Raw genomic sequence first — 21,765 nt, forward strand, 5'->3', positions numbered from 1 at the left:
TTGCTGCCCCATCGATGGCAGCCGAAACAGGCCAACGAATAACCTCGCGCTTCAAGACGGGATCGCTGGCCGCTTACTCTGGTCGTAGGTAAACCATTGAGAATTTTCGCCCCCTGAATAGAAATGCGTGCCACAAAATCCACCGGTCTCATTTGGGTGATCGCTGTCGTGCGATTGGCCTATTTTTCTCCAGAATGGGTTATATAAAAACCTCGAATCGCGGCGCGCTAGCGACCGGTCTCGCGTAGCCAGCAAATGATTGGCCAAGGAAGGGGAAAATGGGTCATCGTTGTAGTCGCCGGCCAAGATGACAAACGGCTCCGCGTGCTCCTCGTGCATTCGTTCAACAAACCGACGAAGCGCTGTGCCTAACTCGGTCCGGACAGAAGAGGCATCTGCTGACGTTAATCGACTCGGCCAATGCGATGTAACCAAAATGAATGTATCATCGGTCGCGGCAAGGCGGAATTCAAGAGCCTCGCCGGTTTTGAGCGTCTTACGACCGAACTTGTCAGTCAGTGGGTAGCCTTGCTCAAGGATCAGCTTATTGCGATCGTAGATAACCGCGGTGTCGAACATCAAACGACTCGTGCGGTCGGTTGCATCATAAATGCTCAGATTTGGGTCTCCGAGGCCTTCGACTATCGCATGAAGGTCCGAACTGCAGACTTCACCGAGCGCCAGAACGTCGAAGCCTACCTCACTACGCATTTCGCGCAGTTGAGCTACAACGAATTCCAAATCTGCATCGGTAGCCTTTCTTCGCGGAATGGGAGGAGACAGACTCGTGTTCCACCAGACAAATACGAGTGGGCCCCTAGCTGTCCACGGCATTCTTTCCCCATTGTCGTTCGTTGTCGCAACCGTTCCCTTGGCACGGCCTACGCGAACATTGTAACCGTGGTTGTTGCCAGCAGATTTGAGAGTCGTTGCTGAGGTTGCACGGTTTGCATGAAGCGTCAGCGACGCCACTACGCGACCACAGGATTGGCCCAAGAAGCCGCTGGGCCCCCGGGCAAACATGTCTATTGAGTTCCCATAGGCGACCGGCGCGGCGGCTGACTCGCGATCGGGCACCTGGCCGACAAGAACCCGATCGAATGAACAGTTCGTGCCCCGATGTACTGCCCCTCACCACGGTCGGTAATAAACCCTCCGGTTGTTTACCGGTCGGCGGCCCGGGCCGGGGTTGGTAAAAAAGTCCTTGTAAACCAGTTGATTGCCTGGCATCCTGGCTACCACCATTAATTACCGGGGTTGCCAATGTCTCGCACGTTCCTGTACGCCCGCGTCTCCACGGCGGAGCAGACGACCGAAAATCAAGTGCTGGAAGCCCGTACGGCCGGGTTTGCCGTTCTTCCGCGCCATACCGTCGAAGAAACCATTTCCGGGAGCGTCCCGACTGCGGAGCGGCCCGGTTTCGCCAAGCTGCTGGACCGGCTGGACGAAGGGGACAAACTCATCGTGACCAAATTGGACCGGCTGGGCCGGAACACGACGGACGTGCTCGGGACCGTCGAGCAGTTGGGAGCGATGGGCGTCCACGTGCACTGTCTCGCGCTCAAGGGCGTCGATTTGACCAGCGCATCGGGCCGACTCCACATGACGGTGCTCGCCGCCGTGTCGCAGTTCGAGCGGGACCTGCTTATCGAGCGGACCCATGCGGGGCTGGCGCGAGCGAAAGCCGAAGGCAAGAAGTTCGGGCGGCGCGCCGCTCTGAGCGACAAGCAAAAGGACGAGATTCGCCAGAAACTGGCAGCGGGCGCAACGGCTCGCGGGCTGGCGAAGGATTACGGTGTTTCGCACCCTACGATCCTGAAGGTCGCGTCCTGAACGGATAACGCTGTAGCCGGACGATCCGGCTCGGGCGGGGGCGCCTCGCCGCGCAGCAAAATTCAACTGTTGCCGCCAGTGCGCTCACGATCATTTCGCGGCCGTTCAGTGACAGCGCGAATCTCCGTTACTGCTGATCAGGCACGGCCAACGACAGCCGGCGGAGTGCGGCCAACAGCGGTCAGTCGACGTAGTCGCCCGAATCGTTGACAATGAAGTCTGCTGCTTCGATCTACGCCACGTTTCTTATTGACCACGTCAATGCTACTTTCAAGCGATTCCATCAACAGGTTACGTGATCTGGGGCTGCAATTACCCGACGAACCGTTCTTCTCGCCGGATCACCGTGCGCATCCTTCGGGTTATCTGATTATGAAACCCACTAGTGTCCAGGGCAATTCGCTTGCCAGTCTTCGTAACGCTTATAAAAATGGACATACGAGCGATGATACCGACGCTCCCGTTCCAACGGTCTGGCATGCATCTGATCGTTGGCACGTTTCGGTTTGGGATTGGACGCCTGGCCCAGGACCAGGCGACTTCGTGAGGCAGTTCGCGGACGAAGATGCAGCAATTGATTTCATCGTGCGATATTTCTTTGGCAAGACGCCAGAATTCTCCGCGCGACTCGCTCACGACGATCAGCGAACAACGATATAGAGCGGAATTCAACGTGCGCTTTGCCCGACAGAGCTGTGGGCGCGATGGCGATGCACTGGGCGACATCGGGGCGCTGTTCGGCCAATTTGAGCCATTCGGTGCCGCTATCTGATTGGTCGCTCCATCACGATGACGTTGCCGATGAATCTCGGATTGGTCGTGCTATAGGCGGTCTCAAAGCCCTCGCGTTGCCAGAATGCTAACGCGCGCGGATTCGTCGAAATAGCGGCGAGTTGCAGTCTCCGGTAGCCCCACTCACGCGCCATCTCGTTGATCAAAGCCAGCGCAGTTTGTCCGTACCCTCGACTCTGATGCGGTCCTGAGAAAAGCAGCAACCCGATCCATACGCAGTCATCGTTCGGATATGAGCGAATCACGTCAGCACAGCCGACCATGTCTGGCCCAACGTAAAATCCGAAGACTAATTTGTCCGTCGTATCCTTACTGGTTGGCTTGCCATTGAAGAAATCGTCAACATCTTCCTCGGAGGGCGGCCGACCTTCGACGAGTTCACTGTACGAAGGTGCCTCCAGAAAGATGCGCAACACGTTCGCGCAATCGCTGTGCGACTCACTGGTGAGTGGGCGGATTGTAAGCATCAGGAGCAGTTTCGAGGTGAGAGCAGCAATTCTAGAACCATTGGCCGGAGTGGACATAGACAGCGCAACGTCGTTGTGAGCGTCCGCATTGCGCATGCTTGACTGGCCGAATCAGGTCGCGTGATGCCCCTTGCATTAAGCGCACGCCCACTGCGCTCGCTGGGCACGATCGTTAGACGCAGTGCGGCCACTTTCAGTCATTCGACAGATGGCGTCGAATCGTCGACAATTCGGGGGCCACTTCGCGCGGCCGCATCGATCGTTACCTCAAGCGCTGGTGATAGCCGACGACGAGCCGCGAGAGCGACCGCTGCGACGGCGTAAAATTGTCGTAGTTTGAACGCGTGACGCTTGAATATTGCTGTATTCGACGGTTGCGCCAGCAAAACGTTTCCAACGTGCTACTTTGAAGCTGTGATATGCCAGCGACCTCAGAAGTGATGACCTCGAGTTGGGCAATTTGGCCGAAAAGTTCAGGGAGAGATGTCTCTCTGCCCAACTTGGTCGAGAATATGCTGGATGGATGGCGCTTCTATCCAGAGAGCGAATGGACTGCATATGGCTATCGCCCGCCCGAAGGGGCGATCGTGCACGGAGCATGGAGAACGGCAGCGGCCGATGCATTCGCGTTCTTCGTGCGATCGGAGTTACAGCAAGGGTCACAAGGCCCTCACGCGCTTCTTTATGTGACCGCCCCGGAGCATTTGCTGTCAACGCTCGATCAGAAGATCAAGCAGTTGAAGGCAAACGTACAAAGCGCTGAAGAAAAAAAGCAACGCGAAGCGCGTATTCAATCGCGCACCAAAGCATCTGGCAAAGCGAATCCGACCAGCAACCTCATAAAATTGATAAGTATATTTACGGTCATCGTGAATGGCCTTTCGCTCTATCTACGCAAATTACCGGTTCCAAACATCCCGGTCGCATCGTTGTCGATGTTTTACAGCGTGCTGCTGGCAATAGTGCATATTTCCGCATTATTGCTTCTATTATTTTTGATTGTTTTGTCGATCGCTTATGTGGTTCGGTATGGCGCGATTATCATTAAGAGCATAAAATGAAAAAGCCGATCTACAGTCGATTCGCAAAACGCACGTTCGACGTGTGTTTTTCTGTTTTGGCGCTAATTGCACTAGCACCGTGTCTGATTGGAATTGCGTTAGTGGTCAAGCTTAGCTCTCGTGGCCCGGTTCTCCTTGCGGTACGGCGCGTGGGCATCCACGGCAAGCCAATACGTTTGTTTCGATATCGGACGATGTACGTGGATCAGAGCGATTCGTATCTTACGACCCCCGTGCGCTCCGCAAAGGACGACCCGCGCGTAACCAGTGTTGGGGCCTTTCTAAGAAGAACGGGTTTATTCACGTTGCCTCAATTTTTGAACGTGCTTAGGGGCGATATCAGCGTAGTTGGTCCGATGCCGCTTTTAGAGTTTGATGCGTCACATCTCACCGAACAGCAGGCAAAAAGACTAATGGCAAAGCCTGGGATAGTTGGTTTGTGGCAAGTTTATAATCACTCTTCCTCTTTGGAAGATATGGTCGCTGTCGATTTGGACTATCTTGCAAGGCAGTCGTTTTTGCTGGACCTAAAGATTCTTTGGCGGGCGGTGGTGCTTAGCGCAGGGCAGCGCAACGCTTACTAGATTAATATTCGAAATAATCAGTGCATTTCGGAGCGCTATACAGCGTTGCTTCATTTGCGGGTTTTCAGAAACTGGGGCGTTGGGTGTGCCGGGAAGTCTGCCTCTACCATCACCAAACGACGTTTGCCGAATAATCCGGTAGAGTCGTTACCCGAGAAAGACAGTGGATGGAACATTTGAACGACCGCTACCGGGCGAGCTAGGCGTCTCGTGTGGGTCGACTTGTGACAAACGCATTGGGCAGGACTCGGCCAACCGGAGTCGCCTTGCACATGCTTTCGCCCAATATCGTCGTCCTGGTCGCTCGCCCGTCAGTCATCCTCTGCGGCGGAAGGAATGATCGTCGCCAGTTCGTCCTCAACGTCCAGACCGTGCTTGGTGGCAAGCAGCGCGATGTGGACGCCGAAAACCCCGCGTAGCTCGCCCACCGCGCCATTAAATATCCAACTGGCGTAGTGTCCGCGTTGCGCGCCATAGATGATAGGCGCGCGATCGTCGGCATCAACTGTCGTTAGGAACTTCCGGCACGCGGCGCGCATCGCCCGGAGACTAGCGGCAATGTCCGAGGCGGCGTCGAGCGTACCCAGTTCGGAAGTCAGAGACTCTCGAATACGCAGCACCGATTCCACACAGTGCGATGGCACTTCCATTTGCGATGGCGAGTACAACACGCGCCGATCTTCCAGGAATGTCAGGACGCGGCGAGCTACCGCTCGCTCGGCCTCGCTGGGATTCCACTGGATGCCAAACACCGGCACGCTGAACCCGGTGATGCGCGAAACGATTTCCATGAACCGCATGGCCGCCCCCGAAGACGTCGCCTACCGCGTTATTTGCAAATCGTACGTACTGCCGTTATCGGTTAGGCACGCGCCTGTGCCCTGTTGCGTCCACCCGCTGAAATTAAATACGCATCGCAGGTTGTGCTGGCCGTCAGCGGACTGTGCGAGGACGTTGCCGTTACCAACAACGCTCACGCCGATGGCACTACCGGTCGCCACCTGCCCGCTTCCAAAGGCCGTCCCGAGGGAGAAAGCGCCGCCCTGTACATAAACATAGTGGCCGAAGTATGTTTCGCCGTCCAAGGTGACTGAAACAGACTTGTCAATCTGCTTGGCCGTGCCATGTGCCATCGGCCCCGCTCCGCGCGGCATCAACGATAGGTCGTAGGTGGCACACCCCTGCAAGGCCAGCACTGCCGCGCAGCATACAACTAGCTTTGTCAATTTTGATCCCCGTGCTCGCCTTTGCTTGGTTGTGGACAACACTATAGAGCGTCGAGGAACGAATGGCGACAGTGGCTGAGTTGTTACCCGTGGGTAGCCGTGCCGAGCGACTGTTCAACTTGATACCAGCCGCTGCCCCCTAGCGATTCCAACAGGAGAAACGGGTCGGTTTATGCCTTTTGCATGAGGCGCACGCGCGAGACGATTGGCGCGCTCTTTCGTAGGACGCAGTGCGGCCAAAAGCGCTCGGCGGCACACACAGTCGTTGTGAAAATCATGCTTTTAGTGCCACGCTTCAAACAGACAACTTTGCCGACACCACGACCCGATACACTTACGCGAGTGGACTTCACCATGGGCGAATGAAATGGCCAACAACAATCAGATGACCGTCAGCCGATACACCGCAATACTGGCTGAATACGACCTGATTCTGGACGAAGCCTGTGGCTTCTCCAGACGTCTGACCGGGCAACAGGTCATCGACGAGCATCTGAAACTTGCCGAAGTCATCTTCACGAAGATGGTCTGCCACGCAATAAGCTTGCGACGCATCTCGCCGACGCTTCAAAACGGTTCAAATCCGGAGCTGTGGGACATCGGTGCCGCATGTGCTATTGCTCGCACACTCATCGAGTCGTTCGATGCGTTGGGGTATATCGCATTGCAACCGGTGACTGATCCCGAACGGGGAATGCGAATCCTGTTATGGGAGCTTCACGATAAGGAACATCGACTGACTATGTTAGATGGTATCGGAGCGGAAGGCCCGGATATTGAGCAACTCCGGGACGACGCGAAAAAGCTACGTGATGCTGCGATGGCCCATCCGTTCTACGGAAATCTTTCAAGAAAGGTCCAGCAGAAAATTACTGCCAATGAAGCGCCCGCGTACATCCGCATCCAAAGCGATCGTAATCAGGTGAGCGGGATCAATCACGATTATTACCTCAACGTGATAATGCAGTTATCTCAGTACGTGCATACGCTGCCATTCGCGTTGAGCCAATTGCGACTGACTCACGCTGGCGATCCTGGCGCGTTGCAGATAATGTCGCTGCCGCTCCAGTACTGCATGCCTTTCATCGCAAAGGCAATCGAGGGCATGGGGCAACTCTGGCCGGCCCTGCGCACAAAAATGTCGGAGGACACCCAGCGCAAAATTGACCTATGGATTTTATTAGCTGCCGAAGGGGTGAAAGGCGTAGGGAAGTAGGCGGGCCCATCGACTAATCGCACGGCGGCGGTGATTGATGCTGCCCTGGCTCCATGCGGAATGACCGAAGACGGTTCGGGAGCAGTCGTCAACGACGACTTACGCCGAAAGTCCGCAGCGGATCGATATCGGCCGGTAGTTGTGGTTACTCTCGACCGTATCGCAGTCCGAGCGGGGCATGCTCATCGAGCGCATACATGCAGGGTAGGTGAGTGCGAAAGCCAAGGGCGAGAAACTCGGGCTGCGGGCAAATGCTTTCGCTCGAATTTCACTTTTATTCCCCGCTGAGCGCAGTGACTTCGTGATCGTCCCGCGTTGTTTGCTTGCCACACCCGCCGCGGCGGCGGCAGGTGGGCGACACGTTTCAGCTGCTACCACTTCGGGCGGGCACACGGCGTACCGCGTTGCGCGCAGCTGAGATAGTAGTCCGTGATCGCCTTACCCCTGCCCGGGTCGGTTACATCGTCCTCGTACACGTCTTGAACCATGGAGGACAGGTAGGCTTGGGCCAGAACCGGAAAGCCACCCACGTAGGTCATTTCCTGCTCCTCGGCCATGCCCTTGTTGCGGCAGCGAATGAACTGTTCTGCGCGGTTGTACTTCGCGTTCGCCAGGTCGGGGCAAATTTCGATCATTTTCCGTGCAGCGTCGACCTGCTGCTGTGCTTCTTGCTGGTCGCGTTGCTGTGACGCCTTATATTTCGCGATATCGGCTGCGTCCTGCGCAGCGACCATCTTCTGCGCCTGTTGCCGCCCGGCAGCCGCTCTCTGCTCCATCTGCGCGCGATACGTCGCGTTGTCGCTCTGTTCCTGCTGTTGCGCCTGCTGCTGCATCGCAGCTTGCTGGGCTTGTGCCCGCGCCGCCAGATTCTGGTCGTCCTGCATCGAGTCCTGCCCGGATTGTTGCGGCAAAATCCTCGACGCCTGCGTGACGGCACTTTGAGCCGAATGGATCGCGCCGAGAAGCTGGTTCAGTTGAGCGTGTGCGGCGGCCGGGATAGTGATCGCCAGAACGGCTGCTGAAAGATGTGTGAATTTCATGATTGGTGTACCCCGTTCGGTTGTGGTTTATATAAAGGCCAATAATATTCTCTGTGGAGAATATTATGCACTACCACGCCCTTCTCTGAAGGTGCGCTGGGAACTGACACTTCCTCGTCGAAACGAGGAGGATTTCAGGCTTGAGCAACATAGATCAGCTTGCGCGGTCGATCGGCGCGGCCATCGCGGCCCGCCGCAAGGCGCTCGACATGACTCAGGAAAAATTGTCCGAGTTGATCCAGATAGAACAGTCGTCACTTTCCCGGATCGAGCGCGGTACGCTGACCCCCAGTCTGGAGCGTCTGGCTGGCATCGCCGACTGCCTTCAGTGCCGACTCGCTGATTTGCTTAGTACCGCAGGCGTTAGCTCACACGATCGAGCATCGCGAGTTCACGAGAAACTTTCGTCGCTGACTCCACCCCAGCAGGAAATTGTGGAGAGGCTGGTAGACGACGCTCTTGCACTTCTGGATACGTCACAAGGACTACGTAGCCAACGCTCTGTAGGCAAACAAGGAAAGAAGGGAACGTAGCGATCGTCGTCGGGGTTGCTCGACACGAGCCTGAATCGAGTTGCTACGGCGGCTTTTCAGGCTCGCCAACATCAACCGCCACAGCGCCGTTCAACACCACGGAGAATTTCTCTGCCGCAGTCTGGTACGTCGCGTACCGTGGCAAGGTTCCCGATTGCTTGCTGCCGTACTGAAGACGGGCATTGCATGGCGCAAACGCAGCCGGAGGCCCTTCTGCCGGATCAAGAATCAGCAGCGTGTGCGCTTCGAACCGGTCGGCGCGTTGAACACCTTCTGCACCAATAGCCAGTACCGCGTGATTTTGGCGATCGCCTACAGGTCGAACGCTGCATATCATCAACCGTCCCTGCGCGAATTCCCCTTCGATCCAAGGGATAGCCTGTCGATGCGAACTGTGGTCGAGCAGCGTTGTCCGCAGCCCGCAGTCCAGATCGGCGATGAAAACCGCCAACTCCGAGAACGTCATTCCTTTCGCGAAGACCTCGGTGGTCTTGCGCCACAGCATCGATTCGATCCGTCGCCGTCGCGTTGCGACCCGTGACGGATCGGTAATCCGGCCGGTGATTTTCAGCACCATCGCGAGGCAGTGCAGCGCGCAGGTCGAATCCCATCTGCTTTGCTGGCTGTGCACAGTTGTCGTCGAACCGGCCGCGCCGAGATGGGGCCCCGGCTGGATAAGCGGATGGAATCTCTGTTGGACCATGACGCTCATCTCTAGTATTCGACGGGCAGCAGGATTGTTGTCGAGCTTCGGTCCGCCTCGGAAATTACCCATACACGCTCGTTGTTCGGGCCAACGACATAGGCACTGAAGACGCGCGCTCCATTTGCGACGGCCCGTTCGTTTGCCGCCCGATCTTCCGAACTCAATTCGCCCCAGTCGCCGCATCGGTGTCGATCCAGTAATTGACGGGGATGGACCTCTGCACGCTGCAGAAGAGCGAGTGCGCCTTGCGTTGCTGTAGTGCGACCGAGTGGGAAAAGAGGTTTCTTGTCTTCCTTGTTATTCATAAGTCAACCTAAATATTTTGAACGAACGTTTCCCCCGGTTGGCTATCCGGTATCGAAGGCTCGTGGGGGATTGAAAAGCTGAAACGCGGAGGCGCTGCGGCTGCGTTTCAGTACAGCGGAGGTGCGACGCGGGTGTTTTGTCCGGCAATTACCGGATCAGTGCAGGCGAGCGCCTGAATGAGGGCGTTTTCACCGAAAAATCGACTAAATCACCAAAAATCGACCGATCCGGGACGGAATTTAGCACAAATCGCGGAAAAAGCGACAGGGACACAGAACGTCCTCGGTCAATCCGGTAATTTTGACCGAATCGATCGCCGCTGGGGAATTTCGCCGTGCCCGGCTCGATCCCGATCCTCTTCCGGCTCGCGTACAGCCCGGCCAGCCGGTCGCAGGAGTCTGGCCGAGGGGCAGACATGGGTCCGAAACGCCAGCGGCGACGGCGGCGACCGGCTCCAATATGAAAGAATTGTAATTTAAGTTGTTGGGGAAGGATCGCTGCGCGGGCGATTTTGCTGCCCGGCAGCTCCACATTTGCTCGTTTTTTAAGCAAATTGGTCCGTTTTAGGCCGTCCAAGGCATTCAGCAGCCCGAAACCCGAGCAAAATGCCTGTGTTGCACGGTCCGGCGCTCTGTGGCGCACGGGCCTCGGAATTCACAAGATAACTGACCGGTCTACCCCGGCATACCGAACGCACACGCCGGAAACTTGCGCGCCCACGCTGGAAACTGCGGGCGAAGATTTTCCCGGGACAGGATGCTGGCAACAGGCAACGCAGTCTCCATCGGCACGTCCGTCACGATATCAATCCCCGTCGCCTGCCGCACCTGGGATCGAATGTGGGCCAAGCTTGACGGCGGATAGATCGTGCGGAGTTCCCGGCCACCGGTCCACAGTTCGAGCGCATGCCTCAAAGGCCGGTCGTCGATCTGATTGATAACCGGTCTCAGCGTATTCAGCGACACGTGGGACTCGAACCGAAGCTTCGCCATCTCTTCCCAGTAGACAGCGTCAACGATGCTCTGTGTCCACGCAGACCCGCGCCTGAGGTAGTGGCGCGCCAGGTACTCTTTCGGCACTTTCAGTTCCGCACGGATGCTTGTGCTGCCGGTTATCGTCAGCCCCTTCCACACTTTGGCGGCATCAGTCTCGCCAACGACTGCCTGCAGATGACGGAAGGCACGGGTACGGCGACTGGTCAATTCCTGTGCCTTGTCGTACATCACCAGCGCAGGCCCATTCTGATGCTTCGCCAGACGGATGCCGGTTCCCTGCTGCAGACACGCGGGGCGAAACTCCCACGAGGTATTGCGCAGGATGTGCCGATAAAACTGCTTCTGCTCCATACCGTCAGGCAAGCCGAACCGCTCGGTGATATGAATTTCCGCAAGTTCGAATTCACCGGCAAACCACGCCGCACGCTGCGCCTCGGTATAGGGAACGCCGAGCGCATCGAGCACCGCGCCGATCAGCGTGCCGGCCAGCAGGCAGACATTGTTTGATCCGAATACGTTGTGCCCCTGCAGAGGCTTGAGGGGGCAGCCGCGAATGCCAATTGCCGTTCCGGCATCCAGCGACATTGCATCGACAGGAGCACCACCGGGCCGCAGGAAGACCTTCTTGCTGTACCGATCGAAGACGGGTGCAGCGTCGGAGTTCTCGTACCGCTTTCCCCGTTCGTTGCCGAACTGCTCGTGCGGGTGAAGGATGGTTATATCCAGCAAATCAATCATTCGTTTACCTAAATAAATGTGTGAATTCGCATCTGCTACGGATTTTCTATTTACAGGGTTGGGATTCTCAAATTGAGAGGGTATTAACTAGTATCCCTTGGGCGAGCGCCGCGCTGTCCAACCCGCGAGTGATGCGAAGGCGGTGCCGCACATGCATGGCTCGGACCGCAAGCCAGATGAACGCAACACTTCAGGCTTGCGGCGAGCAGAGACATATCGAGCGTTGCGCCGGTTGCATGAAGCGCATCCGGCGCGTGCAACGCTCAGGCGATGTCGTGCTCGTCCTGACCGGGCGTCATGGCGCTGTCATCGCGCATTTCCATCACGTCGATCGCCTCCAGATAACGCTCGATCAGCTCCTCAGAAATCGGCTTGCCGCGAGTGGGCGGCAGCTTTTGCAGCCAGCGCATGATGGTTGTTTTGTTGACGCTGAATCGTTGAGCGGCCTGCTCATAGCTTTCGCCGGAGCCCACCAGCAGCCAAGCGAAGCGGTGCTTGAGCGAAGCCGAAACGAACGGCTCGTACTGTCGCGTGTAGCCTTCGGCTCCCCAGTTGACGCTGACCAGCACCTTGCCGATCCCGTAACGGTAGAGATGGGCAAGACGCGTTGCCGCAATGGAGAAGCTGATGCGAGCGTTGGGATTCGTGTCGCAGATATCAGCTTCGAAGCACTCGTCCGCGAAGTGTTGCAGCGATGCATTCGCCGCGTTCTCCGACTGGTCGACGAACAGCATCACATAGGCTTGGGCGTTCCGCGCGGCCATGTCGATACGCAGGAGCCGTTCACCGAGGCGCGGGTCGTGCGAGCGGAGCGTAACTTTGGCGGTAATGGCACACTCCCGATTCTGTTCGATGAAAGTCCGCAGCGTATGCGAGCCTTCTTCGCTGCCGAAGTCGAAGGGAGCGCGCGAACCGAACGCGTGAAACGTGCTGGGCGCTGTGCCCTTGGGGAATGTCTCCATCGACGCGAGCGTTTTGGCCCGCTGCATGTCGCGCTGACCGGAGTACAGCGCATGCAGATGCTTAACCTTCGGCATCGGCACGCCGGTCTTGCGATCCGCTGTCATCAACTGCGCGTGCATGGCCGCGATGTAATCGTCTTCGATGAACTTGTCGTGGTAGCCCGCAAGCATCAGACCCGGCGACGGACCTTCGATTCGTTCGCGTGCCGTTTTGAATACGCTGGGGGCGGGCGGCGTCTTGGCGGAACCGGCCTCCTTGTCGGTTTGCGCCTCGGCCGAATCCGGCAATGGTTTTTGCTGCGGGATCATCATGCGACCTCCGCCATAGCAATGTCGTCCGTGCGCTTCTTTCTCGCGGTGGGAGCACCTTCCGCGGTTCCGGCATCGCGCTCCGCGATACGCTCAGCGATATACGCTTGCACTTCGCTCAGCGGCCATGCCACGGAACGCTCGCCAATACGAACGCCTTTCTTGAATTCGCCTGCGGCGATGCGCGCGTACAACGTGCTGTTCGACCATCCGGTCAATTTCAGCACCTCGCGCTTGCGAATCAGTGTTTCTCCAATCAGTTCAGCCATCATCCAGCTCCAGTTCAGTTCATGGGCTGGAATCCCGTCGGATTCCATTTGATCGATCTGGGGCTATTGAAGCGTGCTGCCGTTCGAGCGGAAAGCGAACTTGCCACGCAGGCCGCAAGTACCCAGAAAGTACCCGCAACTTCCCAGATCGCGACGAACCAACTTGCCAGCGCAGCCGCTATATACTTTTCGCAGACCAACAGAGGCCATCTGCAAATGCCGTCGAAGAACGCCGAGCCGACACGCCCGGAGCCGGACGAACATCCGCGCGAGAATATCAATCAACAGGCTCCGTCGTTGCCGGATTGGCGGCATTGGAGGGAGTCGGGCGGGCAGCGCATGTGGCAGGCCGTTCTGCTTTCTCTGAACGTTAATGCCACTGCGAAAGATCGAGACAGCTTGAAGGTCAACGATCCAGCGAAATACGCCGAGTACGAACGCAGATGCAAGGTCGCCATTGCCCGATACGGGGTACATGAGCAACTGCCCGCCATTGCTCACCCCATGTCTGGCAGGATGATTCGCGAGCGTTATGTGCTGTTCGACCGTTTTCTTGCGTTTGCCCGGGACGTAGGCTGGGATGGGCTGGAAGCGTTCGAACGCGGTCTTGGCTTTGCGCCCGTCGCGGCGCTTTCGGATTCGACCGTCGGCATGTCGACCGAAATTACGAAAGGCTGGCGATACGACCGGGTTCGAATGGGCGCGCTTTTAAAACTGCTGGAAGATGTCGCGCGAGGCACAGCAGACGGCAAGGCGTTGCTGCATGGCGGTCAGATAAGCCTGATTCGCGTGGGGCAGGAAATGGCAAACATCATCGACGAAGCAGCGAAAGCGGCAGCGCCCGGCAAGCGTCTCGCCGGATACGGGGCAGACGGGAATCGTAAGAGTCTCACCGCCGCACGCGATGCGCTGAAAGATGTCTGATCCCGTAAGTTAGCCAGTAACCGAATCGCGTGCCGGGATGTTGCATCTCAGCCGATTTACGCGGCGGCTGCACCAATCGGGATGATCGTGGCACCGGCCTTGATCTGATCCAGATAGTCCGCCCATTTCTGCATCATTTCGCGGCGTTGCTCCAAAAAGGAGGTGCGGTCGTAAGCGCGTCCGAGAGGGTCTTTTACGGCGTGGGCGAGTTGAGCCTCGACAATCTCGGCTGCTATGCGAAGACGTTCCACCATGATCGTGCGAGCAGTCGCCCGGAAGCCGTGTCCGGTCATTGTTTCTCCGTCGTAACCCAGCCGGCGGAGTGCGCTATTGATCGTGTTCTCAGACATCGGCCGGCTGCGGGACCTGATACTTGGGAACAAATAGTGGTCGCCGCCGGTTAGGGCATGCAATTCACGCAGGATGTCGACTGCCTGTTTGGGTAGTGGAACGATATGAGCACCGCCGGTTGCCTTGGCTTTCTTGCGCCGTTTCATTCGGGTTCCGGGGATTTCCCAGGTGCCGGCGTCTAGATCGAATTCTTCCCATGCCGCGTAGCGGAGTTCGCCGGGGCGCTGAAATAGCATCGGGGAGAGTTTCAGGGCGCAGGTAACGACAAATGATCCTCGGTAGCCGTCGATATCACGGAGTAAGTCTGCGACTCGGTGAGGATCGGTGATAGCTGCCATATGTTCTGTGTCGGTCGGCGGAAGGGCGCCTCGCAGGTCGACCGTCACGTCTCGTTCGGCTCGACCGGTTGCCACGGCGTAGCGGCAGACCTGGCCGACATTGCCGCGCAATCGATGGGCTGTTTCGAGTGCGCCGCGTTTTTCGACGCGCCGAAGAATGTCGAGAACATCCGGCGGCGTCAAATTCGCAATCGGCTTGCTGCCGATCCAAGGGAAGGCATCCACTTCGAGACGACGCAAAATGCGGTCGGCGTGGCTCTCCGACCAACTGGGGGCGTACTTTGAATGCCATTCGCGGGCGATGGCCTCGAAAGAGTTCTCGGCATTGAGCAACCGGGTACGCTTTTCGGCTTTCCGGGATTCGCCGGGGTCGATGCCTGCCGCCAATTTTTCGCGTGCGTCATCCCGTTTCTTGCGGGCGATGGCCAGAGTGACTTCAGGGTAGACACCCAGTGCCAGTAGTTTTTCCTTTCCTGCGAAACGATATTTGAGCCGCCAGTAACGCTGTCCGCTGGGTTTGATAAGTAGGAACAGCCCATTGCCGTCGAATAACTTTTGATCTTTTTCGGCTGGGCGTGCGTTGCGGAGCGCGATGTCGGTGAGTGCCATGTGGGGGTACTGGTCTGGTTTGGCGCGTCAGGTACCCCCTAGAATACCCCCAAAAAAGCTGGATTCCACTGAACGGTGCCGCACGTGCCGAGAAAAGAAAAACCCGTGAAGCTCAATGCTATCACGGGTTTCAGGGCTTTCTTAGACAGTCACGGATGGAATATTGGTGGAGCCGGCGGGAATCGAACCCGCGTCCAGAAGCAGTCCATAAACAGTTCTACATGCGTAGTTCTGTCTTTTGATTTAACCGGAGCGACGCGGACGAACACGCTGCGCTACGGCGATTCACTAAATTTTCGACTCTGGCGTCGTGACGCCGACAGAGCTTAACTGACGTATATGACCTCTGGCGGTATTGCTACCGGTCTTGCGACACTAGCCCGTCAGTGAGCCAGGCAGAGGACGGCGGCCCTTAGGCTGCCAGTGCGAACGTTTCGTCGTTTGCAGTTACGTTTTTCCCATTGATTAACGAGGTGACGGGTCCTCGGCATGCCCTGCCTACTTCATAACCCCTGTCGAAACCAGGTCGGCCCCAGAGGAGGGACAATTATCCCATAGTTCGCGAGATGAGGCGAACCGCGCCCATTTCAAGGGGCGCGGGTGCGGTTTCTTTCGACGCGCAGATGTTCCTGGGGATGGATCAGTCGCGGCGGCCGACCGGCCGCAGCAAGGCGAGCAGGGTCTCGGCGGTATCGGCCAGATAGTCGGCGTTCCACTGCGCGGGCGGCTCGACATTGCCGCAGTAGCCGTAGGCGGCGGCGATCGTGGCCATGCCGGCCGCGTGGCCCGCCTGGATGTCGCGCAGGTCGTCGCCGACATACACCACGCGGTGCGGCGCGATGCCGAGCGTCTCGGCCGCATGCAGCAGCGGGGCCGGATGCGGCTTCGAGTAGGGCGTGGTGTCGCCGCTCACGACGCTGGCCGCGCGCGTGTCGAGATGCATCAGCTTCACGAGCGGATCGGTCAGACGCGCGACCTTGTTGGTGACGATGCCCCAGAGCACGCCGCGCGCGTCGAGGTCGTCGAGCACCGCGTCGATGCCGGGGAACAGCGCCGTTTCCACGCGCAGATTGGCCGCATAGTTGGCGAGGAATTCCTCGCGCATGGCGGCGAACTCGTGGTCGTCGGGACCCACGCCGAAGGCGCCGCCGATCAGGCCCCGAGCGCCCGCCGAGGCGAGCGGACGCAGCTTCTCGTAGGGCGCGGGCGCAAGGCCGCGCGCGTGGCGCATCTGGTTGACGGCGGCGGCGAGGTCGGGCGCCGTGTCGGCGAGCGTGCCGTCGAAGTCGAACAGCACGGCGTCGCAGGCGGCGAGCGCGGCGACGTCGCGCGGCGCGGACGGGGTATCAAGCGGGGTCTGGGTCATGTCGGAATGTGACGGGCGCGCCGCTTCAGGCTTCGCGCCGGCAGGCGATCATGTAGTTGACGCTGGAGTCGTTCGAGAGCGCGAAGTGGCGCGTGATCGGGCTGTACGTGATGCCCTTGATCTCGACCGCGTTCAGCCCGGCCTGGCGCACGAAGCCCGCAAGCTCGGAGGGACGGATGAAGCGCGCGTAGTCGTGCGTGCCCTTGGGCAGCATCTGCGCGATGTATTCCGCGCCGACCACGGCGAGCAGGTAGGACTTCACATTGCGGTTGAGCGTGGAGAAGAACACCCAGCCGCCCGGTTTAACGAGCGTCGCGCACGCCTTGACCACGCTCAGCGGTTCCGGCACGTGTTCGAGCATTTCCATGCAGGTGACCACGTCGAACGAGGCGGCCTCGCGCGCCGCGATCGCTTCTGCTGCGATCTCCTCGTATTCCACCGTGATTCCGCTTTCAAGACTGTGCAAATCGGCGACGCCGAGCGCTTCGCTCGACAGGTCGATGCCTTTGACGTTCGCGCCAAGACCGGCCATCGATTCCGACAGAATGCCGCCGCCGCAACCGATGTCGAGCACGCGCTTGGACGGCAGGTGCGCGTGGCTGTCGATCCAGCCGAGACGAATGGGGTTCAGCTCGTGCAGCGGCTTGAACTCCGCGTTCGGGTCCCACCAGCGATGAGCGAGATCGCTGAATTTCTGTAGTTCGTGGGGATCGGCGTTGGTCATGTCGAAGCGGCCTGAGGCGCGGTAGAAGGTGGGTGAAAACAAACCCCGAGTATATAGGCGTGCAGGGAAGGGGGCAAAACCGGAGGGCAAAAGCGGGGGCAAAACGGGCGCTGCTGCACCGTGGGCTGTGCGGGACGTTGCGAGTGACTTCGCGGCGCGTTGCGCGCAGATCGCAGTGCGTAGCCAGAACGAAAGCGGCGCGGCAATAAAAAAGCCCCGCCGAAGCGGGGCTTTTGAGTCGTACAGCCGTAGCGCGCGATTACTGCTTTTGCGTGCCGACGACTTCGACTTCCACGCGGCGATCCGGTGCGAGGCACGAGATCAGCTGCTTGCGGTTCTTCTGGTTGCAGCCAGTCGTAACCGGGTTGCGCTTGCCCTTGCCTTCCGTGTAGATACGCTCTGCCGGGACGCCCTTGCTGACCAGGTACGACTTGACGGCTTGCGCACGGCGCAGCGACAGACGGTCGTTGTAGGCAGCCGAACCGATGCGGTCCGTGTAGCCCGTAGCAACGACGACTTCGAGGTTCAGAGCCTGGATCTTGCCTGCCAGATCGTCCAGCTTTTCCTTGCCAGCCGGCTTCAGGATAGCCTTGTCGAAGTCGAACAGAGCGTCGGCTTGATACGTGATCTTTTGGCTCGTGATTGCCGGCGGCGGCGGAGCGACCGGCGGCTGCGGTGCCTGGGCGACCAGTGCGCCATCGCACTTGGCGTTAGCCGTGGCCGGCGTCCAGAACGCGTCGCGCCAGCACAGTTCGTTCGTGCCGTTCATCCAGACGTATTCGCCCGTGCCGTTCACCCAGTTGTCATTGACGGCTTGTCGCGACGCCGGCACCGATTGTGCCTGTGCGCTTGCAGCGACTACTGCGGTAGCTGCAATGAACGCGAGCTTTGAAAAGTTATTCATATTTCTCCTCTCGAAATTGAGATTACCGCAGGTTTACTGCGAGCCATATGACGAAGACAAGTCATACATTGCTCGAAGTATAACATTGGCACGTTGTGGGGCACGTCTTGTGTAGACTTCGAGCGGTGTCTAACTTTGTGCGTTGGCATTTTGCCATATCGTTCCCTTCCAACGATAAAAAAAATCCGCCCCTTTCATTGCGGCTCGTCGAATGTGGTACACCCGCAACAAAAAGTTCCCGACGAATCTCCTGGTAGTGTGCCTGGTTGTTTGCCTGCCAGTGTGTCTCGAAATTGGCCGCCTGTCGCGCGGTCTCGTGTCGCCACTGAGGTCCTTTCGCAACGGCGCTGCGCATTGTCGGTCATATGAGGCAATCGTGCGTTCCGTGTGACGTGGTAGATAACAATTCTTTACAGATCGCGCGCGCATTCCCTGTTCGCGCAGTCGGTTTCATTGCCGCACGCCTGCGCGGTTTACGTCTGCTCCACACCCCGTCGCACGCTCAATCTCATTAGCGCCGTTTTGAGCCGTTCCAGGTCACCCCTCTAATAGGTATACGTGGAGCGCTTCGAGTCGGCGGGCGGGGGTGCCGCGCATGATAGAATCGGAAGATTGCGCTGCGTCCGCGGCGTCCATGCGACAGCAAGGGCGTGTTGCGATGCATCCAGGCTACCCGCCCGTCAGGCATTGGCAGGTGAGGCCCTAGCATCGCGCGTGCCCGATAACGACATCGATAATGGATCAATTCGCCAAAGAGACTCTGCCTATCTCCCTCGAGGAGGAAATGCGCCGCTCGTATCTCGATTACGCGATGAGCGTGATCGTCGGGCGGGCGCTGCCGGATGTGCGAGACGGCCTCAAGCCGGTGCACCGGCGCGTGCTGTACGCGATGCACGAGTTGAACAACGACTGGAACCGCGCGTACAAGAAGTCGGCGCGTATCGTCGGCGACGTCATCGGTAAATACCATCCTCACGGCGATACGGCGGTGTACGACACCATCGTGCGTATGGCGCAGAGCTTCTCGCTGCGCTACATGCTGGTCGACGGCCAGGGCAACTTCGGTTCGATCGACGGCGACAACGCCGCGGCCATGCGTTACACCGAAATCCGCATGGCGAAGATCGGCCACGAACTGCTCGCCGACATCGACAAGGAAACCGTCGACTTCGGGCCGAACTACGACGGCAGCGAAAGCGAGCCGCTGATCCTGCCCGCGCGCATTCCGAATCTGCTGATCAATGGCTCGTCGGGTATCGCGGTCGGTATGGCCACGAACATCCCGCCGCACAACCTCAACGAAGTGGTCGATGCTTGCCAGCATCTGCTGAAGAATCCGCAGGCCACGATCGACGAGCTGATCGAGATCATCCCCGCGCCGGATTTCCCGACCGCCGGCATCATCTACGGCGTCGCCGGCGTGCGCGACGGCTATCGCACCGGCCGCGGCCGCGTCGTGATGCGCGCTCTTACGCACTTCGAAGAGATTGATCGCGGTCAACGTATGGCGATCATCGTCGACGAACTGCCGTACCAGGTGAACAAGCGTTCGCTGCTGGAGCGCATCGCCGAGCTGGTCAACGAGAAGAAACTCGAAGGCATTTCCGACATTCGCGACGAGTCCGACAAGAGCGGTATGCGCGTCGTGATCGAGCTCAAGCGCGGTGAAGTGCCCGAGGTCATTCTCAACAACCTCTATAAGGCGACGCAGCTGCAGGACACGTTCGGCATGAACATGGTCGCGCTGGTGGACAACCAGCCGAAGCTGCTGAACCTCAAGGAAATGCTCGACCATTTCCTGTCGCACCGCCGCGAAGTGCTCACGCGTCGCACGGTCTACGAACTGCGCAAGGCCCGCGAGCGCGGCCACGTGCTCGAAGGCCTCGCGGTCGCGCTCGCGAACATCGACAGCTTCATCGAGATCATCAAGGCTGCGCCTACGCCGCCGATCGCGAAGCAGGAGTTGATGAACCGTTCGTGGGATTCGTCGCTCGTGCGCGAGATGCTCCAGCGTGCTGAGCAGGAAAACGCATCGGCCGGCGGCCGTGACGCGTATCGTCCGGAAGGGCTCAACCCGCTGTATGGCATGCAGGGCGACGGTCTCTATCGTCTGTCCGACACGCAGGCGCAGGAAATCCTGCAAATGCGTCTGCAACGCCTGACGGGTCTGGAGCAGGACAAGATCATTGGCGAGTACCGCGAAGTCATGGCGCAGATTGCCGACCTGCTCGACATCCTTGCGCGCCCCGAGCGCGTAACGACCATGATCTCCGACGAACTCACCTCGATCAAGAGCGAATTCGGCGATGCCCGCCGCTCGAAGATCGAGATGAACGCAACGGAACTGAACACTGAAGATCTGATCACGCCGCAGGACATGGTCGTGACCATGTCGCACGCCGGTTATGTGAAATCGCAGCCGTTGTCCGAATATCGCGCCCAGAAGCGCGGTGGTCGCGGCAAGCAGGCGACCTCCATGAAAGAGGACGACTGGATCGACACGCTGTTCATCGCCAATACGCACGACCACATCCTGTGCTTCTCGAACCGTGGCCGCGTGTACTGGGTGAAGGTGTATGAAGTGCCGCAGGGCTCGCGCAACTCGCGCGGTCGTCCGATCGTGAATATGTTCCCGCTGCAGGACGGCGAGAAGATCACGGTCGTGCTGCCGGTCAAGGAGTTCTCGGCGGACAAGTTCGTGTTCATGGCGACGGCGCTCGGCACCGTCAAGAAGACGCCGCTGGAAGCCTTCAGCCGCCCGCTGCGCAAGGGTATTATTGCGGTCGGCCTGGACGACGGCGACTACCTGATCGGCGCGGCCATCACCGACGGTCAGCACGACGTCATGCTGTTCTCCGACGCCGGCAAGGCCGTGCGCTTCGACGAGAACGACGTGCGCCCGATGGGCCGCGAGGCACGCGGCGTGCGCGGCATGCAGCTCGACGACAGCCAGCAGGTCATCGCGCTGCTGGTGGCCGGCGACGAGCAGCAGTCGGTCCTCACCGCGACCGAAAACGGCTACGGCAAGCGCACCCCGATCACGGAATACACGCGTCATGGCCGCGGCACGAAGGGCATGATCGCAATCCAGACGTCGGAGCGTAACGGCAAGGTGGTTGCGGCCACGCTGGTCGACCAGGAAGCCCAGATCATGCTGATCACGAACACGGGCGTGCTGATCCGCACGCGCGTCTCGGAGATCCGTGAAATGGGCCGTGCAACGCAAGGTGTTACACTCATCAGCCTTGACGAAGGCACGAAGCTCTCCGGCTTGCAGCAGGTCGCCGAGGCCGACGCCGACGGCGATCTGGCCGAAGGCGAGGGCGAAAGCGAAGAGTAAGGCTGAGCCCGTAGTACAGGACGGCCCGCGTGAGCGGGCCGCTTCGTGTCCAGCGTCCCAGCCGGTGCGCTCGCGTATAAAATCGCGCGGGCGCCGGACGGCGAAGATGGGCGGCCACGGTACTGAATGATGGTGCTGAATGACGCCGGGTGGATTGAGCGGCGGGCGCGAA

Annotated in this window: 21 protein-coding genes and 1 other RNA gene; 8 read left to right on the forward strand and 14 right to left on the reverse strand. The window is 58.9% G+C overall.

The annotated features are described in order from the left end of the window. Window positions 1-51 precede the first annotated feature (51 nt). Complete coding sequence (locus SB764_RS36605; protein WP_410866269.1) at window positions 52-1,023, reverse strand: endonuclease/exonuclease/phosphatase family protein; 972 nt, start codon at window positions 1,021-1,023, stop codon at window positions 52-54. Window positions 1,024-1,263: 240 nt separating this feature from the next. On the opposite strand from SB764_RS36605, the gene SB764_RS36610 reads away from it, so the two are divergent. Further along, the gene (locus SB764_RS36610; protein ID WP_410866270.1) at window positions 1,264-1,833 is read left to right on the forward strand and encodes a recombinase family protein; all 570 of its coding nucleotides are present in this window, start codon (window positions 1,264-1,266) and stop codon (window positions 1,831-1,833) included. Between the two features lie 565 nt (window positions 1,834-2,398). Beyond that, window positions 2,399-2,605, forward strand: a complete 207-nt coding sequence (locus SB764_RS36615) for a hypothetical protein (RefSeq protein ID WP_410866271.1) — start codon at window positions 2,399-2,401, stop codon at window positions 2,603-2,605. Here SB764_RS36615 and SB764_RS36620 read toward each other — a convergent pair. Next, a complete protein-coding gene (locus SB764_RS36620) occupies window positions 2,598-3,149 on the reverse strand; it encodes a GNAT family N-acetyltransferase (RefSeq protein WP_410866272.1) in 552 nt (183 codons plus the stop codon). The genes SB764_RS36615 and SB764_RS36620 overlap by 8 nt on opposite strands. Before the next feature lie 362 nt (window positions 3,150-3,511). Here SB764_RS36620 and SB764_RS36625 point away from each other — a divergent pair, with 362 nt between their 5' ends. Next, a complete protein-coding gene (locus SB764_RS36625) occupies window positions 3,512-4,153 on the forward strand; it encodes a hypothetical protein (protein ID WP_410866273.1) in 642 nt (213 codons plus the stop codon). After that, on the forward strand, window positions 4,150-4,737 hold the full coding sequence (locus SB764_RS36630) for a sugar transferase (protein WP_410866274.1): 588 nt from the start codon (window positions 4,150-4,152) through the stop codon (window positions 4,735-4,737). Before SB764_RS36625 ends, SB764_RS36630 begins: the two co-directional genes overlap by 4 nt. Window positions 4,738-5,048: 311 nt before the next feature. On the opposite strand, the gene SB764_RS36635 is transcribed toward SB764_RS36630, so the two are convergent. Continuing rightward, on the reverse strand, window positions 5,049-5,528 hold the full coding sequence (locus SB764_RS36635; protein ID WP_410866275.1) for a DUF6650 family protein: 480 nt from the start codon (window positions 5,526-5,528) through the stop codon (window positions 5,049-5,051). Window positions 5,529-5,558: 30 nt separating this feature from the next. Beyond that, the gene (locus SB764_RS36640) at window positions 5,559-5,870 is read right to left on the reverse strand and encodes a hypothetical protein (protein WP_410866276.1); all 312 of its coding nucleotides are present in this window, start codon (window positions 5,868-5,870) and stop codon (window positions 5,559-5,561) included. A gap of 460 nt (window positions 5,871-6,330) precedes the next feature. On the opposite strand from SB764_RS36640, the gene SB764_RS36645 reads away from it, so the two are divergent. Then, window positions 6,331-7,179: a hypothetical protein gene (locus SB764_RS36645; RefSeq protein WP_410866277.1), complete on the forward strand. Its 849-nt coding sequence runs from the start codon at window positions 6,331-6,333 to the stop codon at window positions 7,177-7,179. A 371-nt stretch (window positions 7,180-7,550) separates the two neighbouring features. Here SB764_RS36645 and SB764_RS36650 read toward each other — a convergent pair whose 3' ends face one another. Then, a complete protein-coding gene (locus tag SB764_RS36650; RefSeq protein ID WP_410866278.1) occupies window positions 7,551-8,219 on the reverse strand; it encodes a hypothetical protein in 669 nt (222 codons plus the stop codon). Window positions 8,220-8,359: 140 nt separating this feature from the next. Here SB764_RS36650 and SB764_RS36655 point away from each other — a divergent pair, with 140 nt between their 5' ends. Then, window positions 8,360-8,752: a helix-turn-helix domain-containing protein gene (locus tag SB764_RS36655; RefSeq protein WP_410866279.1), complete on the forward strand. Its 393-nt coding sequence runs from the start codon at window positions 8,360-8,362 to the stop codon at window positions 8,750-8,752. Between the two features lie 43 nt (window positions 8,753-8,795). Here the strand turns inward: SB764_RS36655 and SB764_RS36660 are convergent, their stop codons facing one another. The 4 genes from SB764_RS36660 to SB764_RS36675 form a co-directional block, all read right to left on the reverse strand. Beyond that, the gene (locus tag SB764_RS36660) at window positions 8,796-9,527 is read right to left on the reverse strand and encodes a hypothetical protein (RefSeq protein ID WP_410866280.1); all 732 of its coding nucleotides are present in this window, start codon (window positions 9,525-9,527) and stop codon (window positions 8,796-8,798) included. 911 nt (window positions 9,528-10,438) lie between these two features. Further along, the gene (locus SB764_RS36665; RefSeq protein ID WP_410866281.1) at window positions 10,439-11,497 is read right to left on the reverse strand and encodes a phage/plasmid replication protein, II/X family; all 1,059 of its coding nucleotides are present in this window, start codon (window positions 11,495-11,497) and stop codon (window positions 10,439-10,441) included. A gap of 263 nt (window positions 11,498-11,760) precedes the next feature. Continuing rightward, the gene (locus SB764_RS36670; protein WP_410866282.1) at window positions 11,761-12,771 is read right to left on the reverse strand and encodes a helix-turn-helix domain-containing protein; all 1,011 of its coding nucleotides are present in this window, start codon (window positions 12,769-12,771) and stop codon (window positions 11,761-11,763) included. Then, complete coding sequence (locus tag SB764_RS36675) at window positions 12,768-13,040, reverse strand: helix-turn-helix transcriptional regulator (RefSeq protein WP_410866283.1); 273 nt, start codon at window positions 13,038-13,040, stop codon at window positions 12,768-12,770. Before SB764_RS36675 ends, SB764_RS36670 begins: the two co-directional genes overlap by 4 nt. A gap of 18 nt (window positions 13,041-13,058) precedes the next feature. Between SB764_RS36675 and SB764_RS36680 the strand changes: the two genes are divergently transcribed. Then, window positions 13,059-13,961 carry a hypothetical protein gene (locus tag SB764_RS36680; protein WP_410866284.1) on the forward strand — a complete coding sequence of 301 codons (903 nt, stop codon included), beginning with the start codon at window positions 13,059-13,061 and terminating at the stop codon, window positions 13,959-13,961. 56 nt (window positions 13,962-14,017) lie between these two features. Here SB764_RS36680 and SB764_RS36685 read toward each other — a convergent pair whose 3' ends face one another. From SB764_RS36685 to ompA, 5 genes are all read right to left on the reverse strand, one after another. Further along, on the reverse strand, window positions 14,018-15,259 hold the full coding sequence (locus SB764_RS36685) for a tyrosine-type recombinase/integrase (protein WP_410866285.1): 1,242 nt from the start codon (window positions 15,257-15,259) through the stop codon (window positions 14,018-14,020). A gap of 164 nt (window positions 15,260-15,423) precedes the next feature. Continuing rightward, window positions 15,424-15,793, reverse strand: a transfer-messenger RNA (tmRNA) gene (gene ssrA / locus SB764_RS36690). Window positions 15,794-15,899: 106 nt separating this feature from the next. Next, complete coding sequence (gene gph, locus SB764_RS36695) at window positions 15,900-16,625, reverse strand: phosphoglycolate phosphatase (RefSeq protein ID WP_065058272.1); 726 nt, start codon at window positions 16,623-16,625, stop codon at window positions 15,900-15,902. A 25-nt stretch (window positions 16,626-16,650) separates the two neighbouring features. Beyond that, complete coding sequence (gene ubiG, locus SB764_RS36700; protein ID WP_410866286.1) at window positions 16,651-17,349, reverse strand: bifunctional 2-polyprenyl-6-hydroxyphenol methylase/3-demethylubiquinol 3-O-methyltransferase UbiG; 699 nt, start codon at window positions 17,347-17,349, stop codon at window positions 16,651-16,653. Between the two features lie 259 nt (window positions 17,350-17,608). Next, complete coding sequence (gene ompA / locus SB764_RS36705) at window positions 17,609-18,253, reverse strand: outer membrane protein OmpA (protein WP_065058274.1); 645 nt, start codon at window positions 18,251-18,253, stop codon at window positions 17,609-17,611. A gap of 736 nt (window positions 18,254-18,989) precedes the next feature. On the opposite strand from ompA, the gene gyrA reads away from it, so the two are divergent. Further along, on the forward strand, window positions 18,990-21,593 hold the full coding sequence (gene gyrA / locus SB764_RS36710) for a DNA gyrase subunit A (protein WP_074983909.1): 2,604 nt from the start codon (window positions 18,990-18,992) through the stop codon (window positions 21,591-21,593). Window positions 21,594-21,765 lie beyond the last annotated feature (172 nt).

The sequence above is a fragment of the Paraburkholderia sp. SIMBA_027 genome, from assembly GCF_046535315.1.
Classification (GTDB): domain Bacteria; phylum Pseudomonadota; class Gammaproteobacteria; order Burkholderiales; family Burkholderiaceae; genus Paraburkholderia; species Paraburkholderia tropica.